The organism is Rhizobium sp. GR12 (assembly GCF_036596185.1).
GTDB lineage: Bacteria > Pseudomonadota > Alphaproteobacteria > Rhizobiales > Rhizobiaceae > Agrobacterium > Agrobacterium nepotum.
In genome coordinates this window covers 272,612-288,080 of record NZ_JASXTH010000002.1, presented here as the reverse complement: position 1 = coordinate 288,080, position 15,469 = coordinate 272,612, and the positions used below count along the sequence as shown (strand labels likewise).

The window sequence follows — 15,469 nt, the reverse complement described above, 5'->3', positions numbered from 1 at the left end:
CCCGTCAGGCAGCCTGCTTGAGGCCAACGAAAGCGGCGATATTATCAATGGTGTCGAGATTGGCCGGAACGATATCGGCATCGGCAAGTTTGATGCCGTAACGTTCCTCGATGAAGCTGACCAACTCGAGAATGCCGGTGGAATCGATGAGGTCGTTGTCGATCAGCGAAAGATCGTCGCCAAGCGGCTGGCTTTCATCGCCGAAGAGAAAGTTTTCGACGATGAATGCGCGAATTTCCGCTTTCGTGCCTGCGGCGATATCTGTGGTCATTTCGGGCTTCCTTCTGATTTGTGCGACGGCGTTGAGGAATTCTGAGATGGGGCGGCGTGCAGAAGCTGGGTGGACAATACGCCAACGAAGGCCGCGTTGTCGCGAAAGCCCGTCGCCTGTTTCTGCCGTACCTTGGCTGTGAGTTTCTCGACCGCCTGGGCGTTGAAAAGACCAACGTTCCTGATCTGCTGCGCGGAAAGCGTGGTGTCGAGATATGCGGCAGTCGAAAACGCCTCGGCATCCGGGGCGCGATAGGGCTGTTTCGGGCGATTGATGATCGCATTCGGCACCAGCCCGGCCGCTGCCTGCTTGAGAATGTATTTTTCCTTCAGGCCGCGTAGCTTCGCTTCGGGCGGGAGCGCAGTTGCGAAATCAATCACACGCGGATCGAGGAAGGGAAACCTTCCCTCAATCCCATGGGCCATCATCACCCGGTCTCCCTGGCTGGATAGAATGTAGCCCGGCAGGAGGAATGACGTTTCAAGATATTGCGCCTGATGCAGCGGATGCCAGCGGCGGAAGTCCTCGGGCAGTTGCGCGGCAAGATCGGCCGCTGCATCGTAATCGCCCAGTTCCGCCTTCAACTCTGCGGAAAAGAAGATTTTCGCTGCTGCCGTCGAGCGGAAACGTGGCCGGTGGGAGAATAGCGGCTCTTCCGTTCCTTCCCTCCCGAATGCGAAAAATCGCGCAAGGTAATCCGGCGTCTGCTGCTTCAACCCCGGCAGATAAGGATAAAGCCGCTGGAACAGTTTCGGGCGACGTGAGGATTGCGGCTGGCGGCTACAAAACCGCCGCACCCGCGCTTCGCGGAAGATGTCGTAGCCGGCAAATATTTCGTCGGCGCCTTCACCCGTCAGCACCACTTTCATGCCCCGTTCGCGCACGTGCTTTGCCAGCAGGTACAGCGGCACAGGTGCGGTGCGAAGAACAGGTGTCTGCACATGCTTCATGACTTCAGGCATGTAGCGTGCAATGTCCTCAGTCGAGCATTCAACCGTTTCCGATGCGACGCCAAGACTATCGACCATCGCCTTCTGCCAGTTGCGTTCGTCGTGTTCTTCGCTTTCGAAGGCCAGGGAAAAGGTGCGCAGGCCCTGTGTGACGTTTTGGGCGGCGAGCGCCGAAACAAGCGAAGAATCCAGTCCGCCAGACAGATAGGAACCAACCGGCACATCGGCGCGAAGGCGTATCCGCGTCGCTTCGGCAAGCAGCGCTTTCAGCTCCTCCACCTGGGCGCCGAGGTTTGCCGCCGGCGGTGCGTCGTTCAAGTCGGGGTAAGACAGCTGCCACCACCGCCGCACCGTTGCCGCGCCATCACGCAGGATCATCAGGTGGCCCGGCGGCAGTTCGTAGATACCGCGAAAGGCGGTGCGCGGCGGCAGTGGGAACCAGAGCGTGAAAATCTGGTCCAGCGCCACTGGATCGATCGTCGCATCTATTCCCGGCAGGGCCAGAAGAGCGCCAATCTCGGATGCGAAGTGGAACGTGCCTTCGTGCCACGTATAATAAAGGGGGCGGACACCCATCCTGTCCCGGGCAATTACCAGCCTGTCGTTGGGCCTGTCGTGCAGCGCAAAGGCAAAATCGCCGTTCAGGTCATCAAGACAATCCAGGCCTTTTTCCCGGTAGAGATGGAGGAGGACTTCTGTATCGGATTGCGTGCGGAAGCGGTGACCGCGTTCGGTCAGCGTTTCGCGCAGTTCGATGTGATTGAATATCTCGCCATTGAAGGAGATGGCGAGATCGTCTTCCGGCGTGCACATGGGTTGCGCACCGTCTGCAATATCGACAATTGCCAGCCGCGCATGCGCCAGTCCGACGTCGCCGCGTAACAAGGTTCCATGCGCATCCGGCCCGCGATGTCCAAGGCGAGACGCCATCATCGCAAGACGCTCTTCAGCGCGTCCTGTAGGCATGGAGTGTTGGTAAAACCCGGCAATTCCACACATTATGTGCCTGCCTCATCAAAACTGTCGCCGATGAGTCGGGTCCAGCTTTCACCGCACAGGCCGTTGAAAAACGCCGTTCCGTCTGTCGCGGCCTTGACGAGGTCAGGGTCACGTGAGTGAACGATTGTCGAAGAGGCATGCAAGAACATGCATTTTCGTCCAATCATCGCCTGTAAAAGCGCTGGCTGGGTGCGGCCTCTGATCGCAACTAGACCACGATCGAAGGCATTGCGGATCAACCGGTCGATGACGATCTGCTCCTGTCCCGGCACGGCCATGATCTGCACCGTGCGGCCAATGCTGCCCGGATCTCCATGATAGAGGAAAAGCCCGACAGGCCTGTCGCCCTTGTTTTTCACGATCCGCTGAACCGCTTCGCCATGCAGGCGCTTGCGCTTGGCGTGATGAAGCATCGTCAGTAGATTTTCCTCGCTCCATGCGGGATGCAGCGGAAAATTCCTGACGAGATCACACGCCAGACGAGCGAATTCGGCATCTCCAGCCGCCTCGTCAGTAAAGCTGTCGGCCCTGTCAGGAAGCGGCACATAATAGGATAACGCCCGTCTGCTCGCTCGCGATAGAATAGATTTGTCGATGAACTTGCCGAATGGCGACAGTACACGCAATCCGCCTGAAAAACGCGAGATGGCAATCTCGAGTCCGAATGAAGCGGGACGCAAAACCCTTAGCCAATCAAGGCTGTATGGCGCCAGCATCTGGCCGCGCATCGTCTTCCACATTTCGGTGGAAACGTCATTGATTGTCTCGCCGAAAGTGAGTTCCTGCGGACCTGCCAGAACTTCGCGCAACAGGCGCGCGCCGGCAAAGGGGTCAGTCTCGCGGTCCTCAGCGACAAAGGAAGAGCAGACGGCAGCCTCGATCTGGCGGTCGCGAAGCTCCATCGCCACGGGTAACACGCCAAGAAATCCGGAAACACGCCCGTCCCCGCGTATATAGACCTTGGAGCGAATATCCTGATGGATACTCGTATTTTCGAGGAAGAGGGTGCGCAAATACGCCCGCAGGTCATCCGTTGCGGCATCGTTCTTCTTCCGAAGATTGCGGTGAAACATCTCGGCCACGGACCCGAGATCGTCCGCAACAAATGAACGTACTTCAGACATACTCGCCGTTTCTTGCCGGATTGTTGTTTTAGTCGATAATTATATTGCGTTTATTTTGCCACGGTCGCGTTAACCAGAGGTTATATACCTGATAATTTTTTCAACTGAAACGGGCTTGTCATCGATACCATCGCGACGATGAATGCGGACGCACTCCTTGCTGGCGCAAGCGCAATGGAGATTTTGGATCTCGTTATTTCGAGGTTGATGCGGTGGGCGCGTGGAAAGCCCTCGAGAAGGCAAAAAACCGCGTGCGACTTGTGCGACATTTATCGGTCGTACAAAGTCGTAAAACTCAGGTAGTTAATTGATTTTTATTGGGATTTTTGGTGAGAGCGCAGGGATTCGAACCCTGGACCTACTGATTAAAAGTCAGTTGCTCTACCGGCTGAGCTACGCTCTCCCATGTCGGGGCTTGGTTGCCCTTCGGAAGTGCGCGGAACATAGGTAGAGCGACCCGTTCGGTCAACCCAAAAAAAGCGCTTTCTACAATCAATCCGGTTTTTTTTGTCGCACCCCCGAAAAGGTGATTGGAGAGAGGGGGTGGCTGGGGATAAAAGCTGCTTCAGACATGTCGGGCAAACGGGTGAAATCGTTTTGCGGCAATGACATGCGCGAAAATGAAAGCGTGAGGCGCCGGCGAATCTCTCAAGAATCGCGGTGGGCTTTGCGGGATCCGGAGTTCTTTCTTGTCGATTGCCGATATTTCCCTGTTCAGCGCGCTTCTGGCCGGCGCTCTTTCGTTTCTGTCGCCCTGCGTCCTGCCGCTGGTGCCGCCCTATCTCTGCTACATGGCAGGTGTTTCGGTCGAGCAGTTCAGGACGGAGGAGACCGCGCCGCGACCGGAGATCCGCAAGGCCGTGCTGTTTTCGGCTTTCTTCTTCACGCTCGGTTTCGCGACGGTCTTTGTGGCGCTGGGCGCGGGCGCTTCGACAATCGGCACGCTTTTGCGCCAGAACCTCGATATTCTCGCCAAGATCGGCGGGTTCATCATCATTCTGATGGGGCTCAATTTTCTCGGTGTTTTCCGCATCGGCCTGTTTTCGCGCGAGGCGCGGTTTCAGAGCGGGGGTAAACCGGCCACGCTTTCCGGCGCCTACGTCATGGGCCTTGCGTTCGCCTTTGGCTGGACGCCCTGTATCGGCCCGGTTCTCGGCGCAATCCTCGGTGTCGCCGCTTCGCGCGAGACGGTTGGCGATGGGGCGATGCTGCTTGCGGTCTATTCGCTCGGTCTTGCGGTGCCGTTCTGGATCGCTGCGGCGTTTTCCGGTTCGTTCATGCGTTTCCTCGCCCGCTTCCGCCGCCATCTCGGCCTTGTGGAAAAGCTTATGGGTGTGCTGCTGGTGCTCACCGGTCTCGCCTTCATGTCGGGTTTTATCACCAATGTGGCGATCTGGTTCCAGGAGACCTTTCCGATCCTGATGAAAATCGGCTAAGCCTCCCGCAGACGTAGGGGGGAAAGATCGTGGCCGATATTGTTGGAATGCTTCTGCCGTTTTTCGGCCTTATCTTCATCGGCTACGGCGCGGCGCGCATAACGAAACAGCCGGTCGAGGCGATGGGCTGGCTGAATACCTTCATCATCTATGCGGCGCTTCCGGCGCTGTTTTTCAAGTTGGTGTCGAAAACGCCGGTGGAAGAACTGGCGCGCATGGATTTCGTCGCCGCCAGTCTTGCCTGCACCTACGGCATTTTCCTGCTGGTGTTTTTGATCGGCCGGTTCGTGTGCAAAAACAACCTTGCCGAAACCACGATCCAGAGTTTCGCGGCAAGCTACGGCAATATTGGTTATATGGGGCCGGGGCTTGCACTGCTGGCGCTCGGAGAAAAAGCGGCGGTGCCCGTAGCACTTATCGTGTGTCTCGAAAACGCCGCCCATTTCATCGTCGCACCGGCGATGATGGCGGTTGCGGGCGGCGACAAGCGTTCCCCGCCAAGGCTTGCGCTGGACGTGGCGCGTAAGGTTATCACCCATCCGTTTATCGTGTCGGTAATTGCCGGTTTTCTGGCCGCTTCGCTGTCATGGCAGCCGCCGGAGGCGGTACAGCGGCTGGTGGATTATCTGGCGCAATCGGCGGCACCCTGCGCGCTGTTTGCCATGGGTGTCACGCTGGCGCTGCGGCCAATGAAGCGGGTGCCGGTGGAAATTAGCTATATTATCCCGGCAAAGCTGATCCTGCATCCGCTTGCCGCCTATCTGGTCCTGTCGTCGCTGGGGCGGTTCGAGCCGGTGTGGATCTATTCCGCTATGCTGCTTGCCGCCTTGCCGACCGCGACGAATGTTTTCGTCATCGGCCAGCAATATCACGTCTGGCAGGAGAGGGCGTCGGCGACGATCCTGATCTCGACGGTGCTTTCGGTCTTCACGCTGACGGGCGTGGTTTATTTCATCCAGCCTTTTTGAAGCTGGCGAACAAAAGCGAGGGCAGGGCCTTCAACCCGCGTCCCGGCTCGATGCCTTCGCGCATGACCATGCTTCTAAGCGTGCCGATGCCGGAGAGGACATGCAGGCCCGCCGCGCGCGCCATCTGTACCGGCAGCAGGTCCGAAAGCAGCGACCGGTTCAGGAGATCGACGCTGAGGGTGCGGGTATAGACATCCGCCCGCCGCTTGCGGTCGAAGCTGCTTCCGGCGTCCGCTGCAATCGGGCGGTCGGAGACGGCGCCCAGCAGTTCCGTTAGCGCAATAATGTCGCGCAGGCTGAGGTTCAGTCCCTGCGCGCCGATGGGCGGGAAACCATGCGCCGCCTCGCCGATCAGGGCCACGCGACCCTTGCCGAAGCGGTGCGCCGTCATGGAAGAAAGTGGCCATGCCTGCACGCTGTTCTCCACGGTAACGGCACCGAGCATGGATTGCATGCGCTCCTCTATCCTGAGGCCCAGAGCCTCAAGCGGCAGCGCCGTCAGCTCTTCCGCTTGCACCTGTGTCACGACCCAGACGAGGCTGGAGCGGTCGCCGGGCAGGGGAACCTGCGTGAAGGGACCCGTAGGCGTATGGAATTCGGTCGAGACATTGCCGTGCGGCCGGCTATGGCTGAAGTTCAAGACGATGGCCGTCTGCGGATAGGACCAGGATTTGACGTCGATGCCGGCAGCATCCCGCACCATCGATTTCCTGCCATCCGCGCCGATCAGGAAATCGGCCGACAGGGTTTCTCCGTCGCCAAGCGTTACCGATACACGGTCATTGCCGATGTCGATTGTCTCGGCTGTGGTGTCGAGGCGGGTAATATTGTGTTCCTGTTCGACCGCTTCGCCAAGCACACCTAGCAGCGCCTCATTGGGAATGTTCCAGCCGAAGGCGTCGAGCCCGATTTCGGAGGAACGGAACTGTACGGTCGGCGCACGCAGCAGGCGGTCGGTACCGTCGATGATCTGCATGGTGGAAAGACGGGCTGCGGCAGGTGCTATGCGCGACCACAGACCAAGGCGGTCCATGAAGCGGATGGACTGGTCCATCAACGCCGTGGTGCGCCGGTCCTTCTTTTCGCTGGAGGGCGCGACAAGCGCCACGTGACGGCCCGCCCGCGCAAGCGCGATGGCCGCGATCTGGCCCGCAAGTCCCGCACCGGTGATGGCGATATCGAAGTGTCTCATGGTCCTGATCCGTTGTTATTTCGAATGCATCATAGTGGGTTTGCGCGGGTAAATCCACTTGGGCACTGGAACATCCCGGCGTAAACATTGCTTGGTTGTGCCGTTATATTAGTCTTAGGATAAGCCAGATCAGCCGGTTGCAAAGCGTGGTGAATGGCCGCATACCGGAGTGAACAGGGCGGATGAAAAAGCGGGGCGCAGACGCTGACCATGAAAATTTTCAACTACAAGCGTGTTCCCTACGCGGAAATCCGCGCCTTTTCCGTTCATATTTTGACTGCGTCCGGGTCGTTTCTGGCTTTTCTCGGCGTTGTCGCCGCTTCCGAACACCGGTTTGTCGACATGTTCTGGTGGCTGGGGCTTGCCCTTCTGGTCGATGGTATCGATGGACCCATTGCCCGCAAGGTTCGGGTGAAGGAAGTTCTGCCCAACTGGTCCGGCGACACGCTCGACAACATCATCGACTACGTGACCTATGTGCTGTTGCCCGCCTTCGCCCTTTACCAGAGCGGCATGATCGGCGAGCCGCTATCCTTTGTTGCGGCCGGTATGATCGTGGTGTCGAGCGCTATCTATTACGCCGATATGGGCATGAAGACGGATGAATATTTCTTCTCCGGCTTTCCGGTGGTCTGGAACATGGTGGTTTTCACCCTGTTCGTCATGGATGCCAGCGCCACCACGGCCATGACCGTCGTGACGTTTTCGGTGTTCCTGACGTTTCTGCCGATCAATTTCCTGCATCCGGTGCGGGTGAAACGATTGCGGCCGCTCAATCTGGCTGTTGTGTTCGTGTGGTGTGCGCTTGGCGGTTATGCGCTGCTGATGCATTTCGCGACCCCGACCTGGGCCGTGATCGCATTCGTGGCGAGTGGCATCTATCTTTACTGCATTGGCGGAATATTGCAGTTTTTCCCTTCGCTCGGCGCGAAATAAGAAAAAGGTAAAGCCGTTTATTGTTTGTGCAAATTGCATTTAAGCGGCTTCTTTTTCAGTTGTGCGCAGCAGCAAAACAGTTATCAATAAATCATGATCATACGGCATTGCATACGCGTTGCCCGGTGATTGGGAACAATGACTACGGTCACTGAAGTGCTTCGCAGAAAGCATGGGTGGCCGGTGAGAGAGGGAATTCGTGACTGGAACTTTGGCGCCGGAGGCCGTGCCTCTCCTGTCCGTTCGCAAGCTGACCAAGCTGTTCGGCAATTTCGCCGCATGCAACGGCATCGACCTCGATATAGCGCCGGGCGAAATCCACGCGCTTCTGGGTGAAAACGGCGCGGGTAAATCCACGCTCGTCAAGATGCTGTTCGGTGTCCTCTCGCCGTCCGAGGGCGATATCGTCTGGCAGGGCCAACCGGTTTTCATCGGTTCGCCAAGTGAGGCCCGCAAGCTCGGCATCGGCATGGTTTTCCAGCATTTCTCCCTGTTCGAGGCGCTGACGGTTGCTGAAAACATTGCCCTGTCCCTCGATCCGAAAATTTCACTGAAGGAAATAGCCAAGGAAGCGGAACAGCTTTCGCGCGCCTATGGCCTGCCGCTCGATCCTCAAGCGCATGTGGCCGATCTTTCGGTCGGCGAGCGTCAGCGGATCGAGATCGTGCGCGCCCTGTTGCAAAACCCGCGCCTCATCATTCTCGACGAACCGACATCGGTGCTGACGCCGCAGGAGGCGGACAAGCTGTTCGAGACGCTGGCAAAGCTGAAAGCCGAAGGCCGTTCGGTGCTTTATATCAGCCACCGACTGGAAGAGGTGCAGCGCATCTGTGATCGCGCCACCGTTCTGCGCCATGGCAAGGTGACAGGCGCCTGCGATCCGCGCAAGGAAACCCCTGCGTCTCTGGCGCGCATGATGGTGGGCAGCGATGTCGCAAGCGTTTCGCGACCGACGGGTGAAGCGCTTGGCCAACCGCAGATCGAAGTCATGGGGCTTTCCGTTGTGCCACGCACGCCCTTTGCCGTGGCGTTGAAGTCGATTTCCATGAATGTGCGCGCCGGCGAGGTGCTGGCAATTGCCGGTGTGGCCGGAAACGGCCAAGGCGAGCTGTTCGACGCGCTCTCCGGCGAATATCCGATCTATAACAACGATGCCATCCATCTGCGTGGCAAGCCGGTCGGTCGCCTTGGCATCAATGGCCGCAGGTTGATGGGTGCCGGTTTCGTGCCGGAGGAGCGCCACGGCCACGCCGCCGTTCCCGGCATGAGCCTTTCCGATAACCTGCTGCTGGCGCGGGCGCGCTCTGACGCCAAGGCGTTTCTGACTGGCGGTTTTCTGCGCATCATCAGGGGCTCTGCCATCAAGGCGGCGGCGCGGCGCGTATCGGAAACCATGGATGTGCGCAAAAGCGGTGCGGATCCTCTGGCCGGATCGCTGTCTGGCGGCAACCTGCAAAAATTCATCGTCGGGCGCGAACTTGATCGCCAGCCGGCAGTGCTTGTTGTCAACCAGCCGACCTGGGGCGTGGATGCGGGGGCTGCTAGCCGCATCCGCCAGGCGCTGGTCGATCTTGCAAAGGCAGGCTCGGCCGTCATCGTCATCAGTCAGGACCTCGATGAAATCTTTGAGGTCGCCACCAATATCGCGGTCATTTCCGACGGAAAGCTTTCGCAGGCCCATCCGGTGGAAGAGATGACACTTGAAAAGATCGGCCTGCTGATGGGCGGCATCCACACACAGTCAGGAGCCGCCCAGCATGCGCATTGAGCTTGAAAAACGGGCAGGGGTTTCGAGGCTATTCACCCTTCTTTCGCCGCTTCTGGCGCTGGTGCTGACGCTGCTCGTCGGCGCCGTCATGTTCGCCATGCTCGGCAAAAACCCGATCGATGCGCTTTATGCCTTTTTCATCGAGCCGCTTCTGGAGGTCTGGTCGCTGCATGAACTGGCGATCAAGGCCGCACCGCTGATCCTGATCGGCGTTGGCCTGTCTATCTGTTATCGCTCCAACAACTGGAACATCGGCGCGGAGGGGCAGTTCACCATCGGTGCGATCACGGGTTCCATCCTGCCGGTGCTTTATCCGGATTGGCATTCGCCGCTGATCCTGCCGCTGATGATGGTGATGGGCGCCATTGGCGGCGCGCTTTACGCGGGTATTCCCGCACTTTTGAAGACGAGATTCAACACCAACGAAATCCTCGTCAGCCTGATGCTGGTCTATGTCGCGCAGCTTTTTCTCGACTGGCTGACGCGCGGCATCTGGCGCGATCCGGGCGGCTACAATTTTCCGCAGACGAAAGCCTTCAACGACAGCGCCGTCCTGCCGGAAATGCTGGCATCGGGCCGGGCGCATTGGGGTTTCGTTTTCGCCATCGTCGCCGCCATCGCGCTGTGGTTCATGATGCGCTACATGCTGAAAGGCTTCGAGGTTACGGTTCTCGGGCAATCGGCGCGGGCCGGGCGCTTCGCCGGTTTCTCATCGAGCCGCATGGTCTGGTTTTCGCTGCTGCTCTCCGGCGCGCTGGCGGGGCTTGCGGGCATATCGGAGGCCTCCGGCTCCATCGGCCATCTCCAGCCCAGCATTTCGCCGGGCTACGGCTTCACGGCCATCATCGTCGCCTTTCTTGGCCGTCTCAATCCGCTCGGCATCATCCTTTCGGGGCTGGTGCTGGCGCTGACCTATCTCGGCGGTGAGGCGGCGCAGCTTTCCATCGGCGTGTCGGACAAGGTGACACGCGTGTTTCAGGGGCTGATGCTGTTCTTCGTGCTGTCCTGCGACACGCTGATCTTCTATCGCATCAGGGTCGTCTTCGCCGGTAAGGCGCATCATAAAGAAGGAGCGGCATGATGGATATGCTTCAGGCCATTCTCCTCACCGTCATAACCGCTGCGACGCCGCTCGTTCTTGCCGCCTCCGGCGAGCTTGTGGCGGAGCGCTCAGGCGTCCTCAATCTCGGCGTCGAGGGCATGATGATCATGGGCGCGGTCTGCGCCTTTGCGGCGGCGCATATGACCGGTTCGCCCTATCTCGGCATTCTGGCAGGCATTGCTTCCGGTGCGGTTTTCTCGCTGCTGTTCGGTTTCCTGACACTGACACTCGTGACCAACCAGGTGGCGACGGGTCTTGCGCTCACCATTCTTGGTCTCGGTGTTTCCGGTATGCTGGGCGAGAGTTTCGTCGGCCTGCCGGGCGTCAAGCTGCAGCCCATCGTCTTTCCGCTGCTGTCGGATATTCCCTTCATCGGCCCGTTGCTGTTTAGGCAGGATCTGATCTTCTATATGTCCGTCGCGCTGGTCTTCGGCACAGGCTGGTTTTTGTTCAAGAGCCGTGCCGGCCTCAAGATCCGCGCCATCGGCGACAGTCACGCTTCCGCCCATGCTCTTGGCATCAACGTCATCCGCACGCGTTATCTGGCTGTCATGTTCGGCGGCGCCTGCGCCGGTCTTGCTGGTGCGCAGCTGTCGCTTGTCTACACCCCGCAATGGGTGGAAAACATGTCGGCCGGGCGGGGTTGGATTGCGCTCGCGCTCGTCGTCTTCGCCTCCTGGCGTCCATGGCGGGTTCTGGCGGGCGGTTATCTGTTTGGCGCCGTGTCCATCGGGCAATTGCATGCGCAGGCATTCGGTATCGGGGTGCCGTCGCAACTGCTTTCGGCGCTGCCCTATCTCGCTACTATTGTCGTGCTGGTCATCATCTCGCATAATCGCCGCACGACCTTGATCAACACGCCGGCATCATTGGGTAAATCCTTCGTACCGGATCGATGAAAAAACTCTCAAATTTCCAAACCAAACAGGGGTAAAAATGAAAAAACTGGTCATCGCACTTGCCGCTTCCATCGCGGCTCTCGGAGGCGTCGTTTCCTCAGTCGAGGCTGCCGACGCCAAAAAGGTCTGCTTCATCTATGTCGGTTCCCGCACCGATGGCGGCTGGACGCAGGCGCATGAAATCGGCCGTCAGGAACTTCAGGCGCATTTCGGCGACAAGATCGAAACGCCGTTCCTCGAAAGCGTTCCGGAAGGTCCGGATGCGGAGCGCGCCATCGAGCGCATGGCCCGCTCGGGCTGCGAGCTGGTCTACACCACCTCCTTCGGCTTCATGGACGCCACCGTGAAGGTTGCCCAGAAGTTCCCCAAGGTGAAGTTCGAGCACGCCACCGGCTTCAAGAATGCCGAAAACGTTGCGACCTACAATTCGCGTTTCTATGAAGGCCGTTACATTCAGGGCCAGATCGCCGCGAAAATGTCGAAGAAGGGTGTTGCCGGTTACATCGCTTCCTTCCCGATCCCGGAAGTGGTGATGGGCATCGACGCCTTCGTTCTTGGCGCGCAGTCCGTCAATCCGGAGTTCAAAGTCAAGGTCGTCTGGGCCAACACCTGGTTCGACCCCGGCAAGGAAGCCGATGCCGCCAAGGCTTTGATCGACCAGGGCGTCGATATCCTGACGCAGCACACCGACACCACCGCACCGATGCAGGTTGCGGCGGAACGCGGCATCAAGGCGTTCGGCCAGGCTTCCGACATGATCGCGGCCGGTCCGCAGACGCAGCTCACCGCCATCAAGGACACCTGGGGCGCTTATTACATCAAGCGCACGCAGGCTTTGCTTGACGGTACCTGGAAGTCCGAATCCGTCTGGGACGGCCTGAAGGACGGCATCCTGACCATGGCGCCCTACACCAACATGCCTGATGACGTGAAGAAGATGGCTGAGGACACCGAAGCCAAGATCAAGTCGGGCGAGCTGCATCCCTTCACCGGTCCGGTGAAGAAGCAGGACGGTTCGGAATGGTTGAAGGCCGGTGAAAAGGCCGAAGACAAGGTTCTGCTCGGTCTCAACTTCTACGTTGCCGGCGTGGACGACAAGCTGCCGCAGTAATCGGACTTGACGGTGCTTTTTGGTTTGCAATCGACGTCGCGTCTGCACTCCGTCACCCCGGACTTGATCCGGGGTCCAGTGCGATCAAGTCACTGATCGCGATAGACTCGTTTCTCACGGCGCAGACGCGTCGTGGCTGGATGCCGGATCAAGTCCGGCATGACGGAAGCGGTGTTCGATATCTGTTGTCACCACTGAGGCCGCGCATGACATTCATGCGCGGTCTTTGTTTTTTTGATGTGTTTTATTATTCGAACGAAGTTTGGCTTTGCTTTTCACGCTCGTTGATGTTTTTCACTGTATTCTGCGTTGAAAATCGGGCTGCTTTCTTGGATTACACAAGTCAGGCGCGATTTTTACATCGTCAACCGAACGGAAGGACATGGAATTTGCAGCGCGGAATGCTCGATGCGGCGATCGGTTTTCGAAAGTTGCGGACAAATCATGCACAGGTCGTTCACAAGCTCGGTCTCGATATCGTGTCCGGCTTTTTCAAGACGGGTGACATCCTGCCGGGCGACGCCGAGCTGATGGAGCGGCTGAAAGTTTCCCGAACGGTGCTTCGCGAGGCGATGAAGACGCTCACCGCCAAGGGCATGATTTCCCCCAAGGCGCGCATCGGCACCCGCGTGACGGAGCGCGAAAGCTGGAACATGTTCGATAGCGAGGTGCTGCTCTGGCACTTCGAGGCTGGTGTCAGCGAGGAATTCCTGCTGCATCTTTACGATATCCGCCAGGCTTTCGAACCCTATGGCGCGGGCCTTGCCGCCATCAGGGCAAAAGACGCCGATATTTCAAAACTTGCCGCTTACGCCAACGAGATGGGCAATACGGCCTATTCCAAGGAAAAGCGGGCGCTTGCGGACATGAATTTCCATGTCCTCATTACCGAAATGTCCGGCAACCCGTTCATGCGCACGGTCGGTTCGCTGATAAAGGCGGCTCTGGCGGGTATTTTCCGGATGAGCAACCCGGAGGCCGATCCCAACGAAATTTCCGACGTCTCCGCCTCTCACTTGCGGCTCGTCGAGGCGCTTCGCCTGCGCGACGAGGCTGCGGCCCGTCGCGAAATGGAAAGGCTGATTGAAAACGGTCGCCAGCAGATACTCGAATTCACGGCCCGTAGCTCCCGCCGATAGATCATGCCTGCCCGCCGCTGATCACGTTTCATGAAAATCGGCGCGGAAATTTGGTGCAGATTTGCATGGTTTCTTAAGTGAGGCGCCGTTATAGCAATGCCGGAATGCAATCACCGACGCGCCGTCCGCTCAAGCCTGCCGGCGTAAAGTCAAATATATGCCGCTGTCCCGCCCGTCTTGCGGCCGGTGACAGGTGTTGGAGGTCTTATGGAGCGCAGCTCTCTAGCCGTTATTCTCGCAGCGGGCGACAGCACGCGCATGAAGTCTTCGAAATCCAAGGTGCTGCATCCGGTCGCCGGGCGTCCGATGATCGCGCATGTAGTGGAGGCGGTGGCTGGAGCGGGCGTCGGCGCGGTGGCGCTGGTGGTCGGGCGCGATGCCGATAATGTCACTGCCGCCGCCAGTCTTCATGGCATGCAGGTGGAAGCTTTTTTGCAGAAGGAACGCAAGGGCACCGGCCATGCGGTTCTTGCCGCACGCCCGGCCATCGAGCGCGGGTTTGATGATGTCATCGTCGCTTATGGCGATGTGCCGCTCATCACCTCCGCAACGCTCGACCGGGCGCGCGAGGCGATTGCCGCCGGTGCCGACGTCGCCGTCATCGGCTTCCATACCGACCGGCCCACGGGTTATGGCCGGCTGCTGGTCGAGAATGGCGAGCTGGTGGCGATCCGCGAGGAAAAGGACGCCACCGACGAGGAACGCAAGGTAACCTGGTGCAACAGCGGATTGATGGCCATCAACGGCCGCAATGCGCTGGATCTGCTCGACCGGATCGGCAACGGCAATGTGAAGGGCGAATATTATCTGACCGATATCGTCGAGATCGCTCGGTCTCTCGGCCGCCGTGCCGTTGCCATCGATGCACCGGAAACGGAGCTGCTCGGCTGCAACAACCGCGCAGAACTGGCCTTTATAGAGAAGCTCTGGCAGGAGCGCCGACGCCACGAATTGATGGTGGACGGTGTTTCGATGATCGCGCCAGAAACCGTGTTTCTTTCCTTCGACACGAAGATCGGTCAGGACGTGCTGATCGAGCCGAATGTCGTCATCGGTCCCGGTGTGACGATCGAGCCGGGTGCTGTCATCCATGCGTTTTCGCATCTGGAAGGGGCTTATGTCGCGCAAGGGGCAGCTGTGGGTCCCTATGCGCGGTTGCGTCCGGGCGCCAATCTTCACGCCAATGCCAAGGTCGGCAATTTCTGCGAAGTCAAGAAGGCGGAAATCGGCGAGGGCGCCAAGGTCAACCATCTGACCTATATCGGCGATGCGTTCATCGGCGCGGGCAGCAATATCGGCGCTGGCACCATCACCTGCAATTACGACGGCTACAACAAGGCCGAAACGCGGATCGGAGCCAATAGCTTCATCGGCTCGAATTCGTCGCTGGTCGCTCCCGTCACCATCGGAGACGGGGCCTATATCGCCTCGGGCAGCGTGATTACCGATGACGTGCCGGCCGACGCGCTGGCTTTCGGGCGCGCTCGGCAGGAAGTGAAACCGGGCAGGGCAACCCTCGTGCGCGAGCGGGCGAAGGCGCTGAAGGAATCGAAGAAAAGATCGTCTTGAAAGAC

At 58.9% G+C, this 15,469-nt stretch carries 13 protein-coding genes and 1 tRNA gene; 9 read left to right on the top strand and 5 right to left on the bottom strand.

Translation table 11 applies throughout. The features are described 5' to 3' along the window. Positions 1–4: 4 nt before the first annotated feature. The 4 genes from QSK43_RS04320 to QSK43_RS04305 form a co-directional block, all read right to left on the bottom strand. On the bottom strand, positions 5–271 hold the full coding sequence (locus tag QSK43_RS04320; protein ID WP_332302436.1) for an acyl carrier protein: 267 nt from the start codon (positions 269–271) through the stop codon (positions 5–7). Continuing rightward, entirely contained in the window at positions 268–2,220 is a 1,953-nt protein-coding gene (gene asnB / locus QSK43_RS04315; RefSeq protein WP_332302435.1) for an asparagine synthase (glutamine-hydrolyzing), read from the bottom strand. Before asnB ends, QSK43_RS04320 begins: the two co-directional genes overlap by 4 nt. Continuing rightward, positions 2,220–3,344 (bottom strand): hypothetical protein, encoded by a 1,125-nt coding sequence (locus QSK43_RS04310; RefSeq protein WP_332302434.1) that lies wholly within the window; start codon positions 3,342–3,344, stop codon positions 2,220–2,222. Before QSK43_RS04310 ends, asnB begins: the two co-directional genes overlap by 1 nt. Positions 3,345–3,671: 327 nt before the next feature. Continuing rightward, positions 3,672–3,747 (bottom strand) — tRNA-Lys (locus tag QSK43_RS04305). Positions 3,748–4,033: 286 nt separating this feature from the next. Here QSK43_RS04305 and QSK43_RS04300 point away from each other — a divergent pair. Together QSK43_RS04300 and QSK43_RS04295 are read left to right on the top strand one after the other, a co-directional pair. Continuing rightward, on the top strand, positions 4,034–4,780 hold the full coding sequence (locus tag QSK43_RS04300; RefSeq protein WP_332302433.1) for a cytochrome c biogenesis CcdA family protein: 747 nt from the start codon (positions 4,034–4,036) through the stop codon (positions 4,778–4,780). Positions 4,781–4,809: 29 nt separating this feature from the next. Next, positions 4,810–5,748 carry an AEC family transporter gene (locus QSK43_RS04295; protein WP_332302432.1) on the top strand — a complete coding sequence of 313 codons (939 nt, stop codon included), beginning with the start codon at positions 4,810–4,812 and terminating at the stop codon, positions 5,746–5,748. Here the strand turns inward: QSK43_RS04295 and QSK43_RS04290 are convergent. Next, a complete protein-coding gene (locus QSK43_RS04290) occupies positions 5,732–6,940 on the bottom strand; it encodes a UbiH/UbiF family hydroxylase (protein WP_332302431.1) in 1,209 nt (402 codons plus the stop codon). The genes QSK43_RS04295 and QSK43_RS04290 overlap by 17 nt on opposite strands. A gap of 210 nt (positions 6,941–7,150) precedes the next feature. Here QSK43_RS04290 and pcsA point away from each other — a divergent pair, with 210 nt between their 5' ends. The 7 genes from pcsA to glmU all read left to right on the top strand — a co-directional run bounded on the left by pcsA (position 7,151) and on the right by glmU (position 15,464). Continuing rightward, positions 7,151–7,876, top strand: coding sequence for a phosphatidylcholine synthase (gene pcsA / locus QSK43_RS04285; protein ID WP_045022702.1), 726 nt, complete (start codon positions 7,151–7,153; stop codon positions 7,874–7,876). Positions 7,877–8,087: 211 nt separating this feature from the next. Continuing rightward, a complete protein-coding gene (locus QSK43_RS04280) occupies positions 8,088–9,644 on the top strand; it encodes an ABC transporter ATP-binding protein (protein WP_332302632.1) in 1,557 nt (518 codons plus the stop codon). Next, positions 9,634–10,725: an ABC transporter permease gene (locus tag QSK43_RS04275; protein WP_332302430.1), complete on the top strand. Its 1,092-nt coding sequence runs from the start codon at positions 9,634–9,636 to the stop codon at positions 10,723–10,725. The genes QSK43_RS04280 and QSK43_RS04275 overlap by 11 nt, the downstream gene beginning before the upstream one ends. Then, entirely contained in the window at positions 10,725–11,645 is a 921-nt protein-coding gene (locus QSK43_RS04270; protein ID WP_045022696.1) for an ABC transporter permease, read from the top strand. Before QSK43_RS04275 ends, QSK43_RS04270 begins: the two co-directional genes overlap by 1 nt. A 37-nt stretch (positions 11,646–11,682) precedes the next feature. Then, positions 11,683–12,756, top strand: a complete 1,074-nt coding sequence (locus QSK43_RS04265; protein ID WP_332302429.1) for a BMP family ABC transporter substrate-binding protein — start codon at positions 11,683–11,685, stop codon at positions 12,754–12,756. 401 nt (positions 12,757–13,157) lie between these two features. Next, complete coding sequence (locus tag QSK43_RS04260) at positions 13,158–13,895, top strand: FadR/GntR family transcriptional regulator (RefSeq protein WP_332302631.1); 738 nt, start codon at positions 13,158–13,160, stop codon at positions 13,893–13,895. A 207-nt stretch (positions 13,896–14,102) separates the two neighbouring features. Next, positions 14,103–15,464, top strand: coding sequence for a bifunctional UDP-N-acetylglucosamine diphosphorylase/glucosamine-1-phosphate N-acetyltransferase GlmU (glmU, locus tag QSK43_RS04255; protein WP_332302428.1), 1,362 nt, complete (start codon positions 14,103–14,105; stop codon positions 15,462–15,464). Positions 15,465–15,469: the final 5 nt, after the last annotated feature.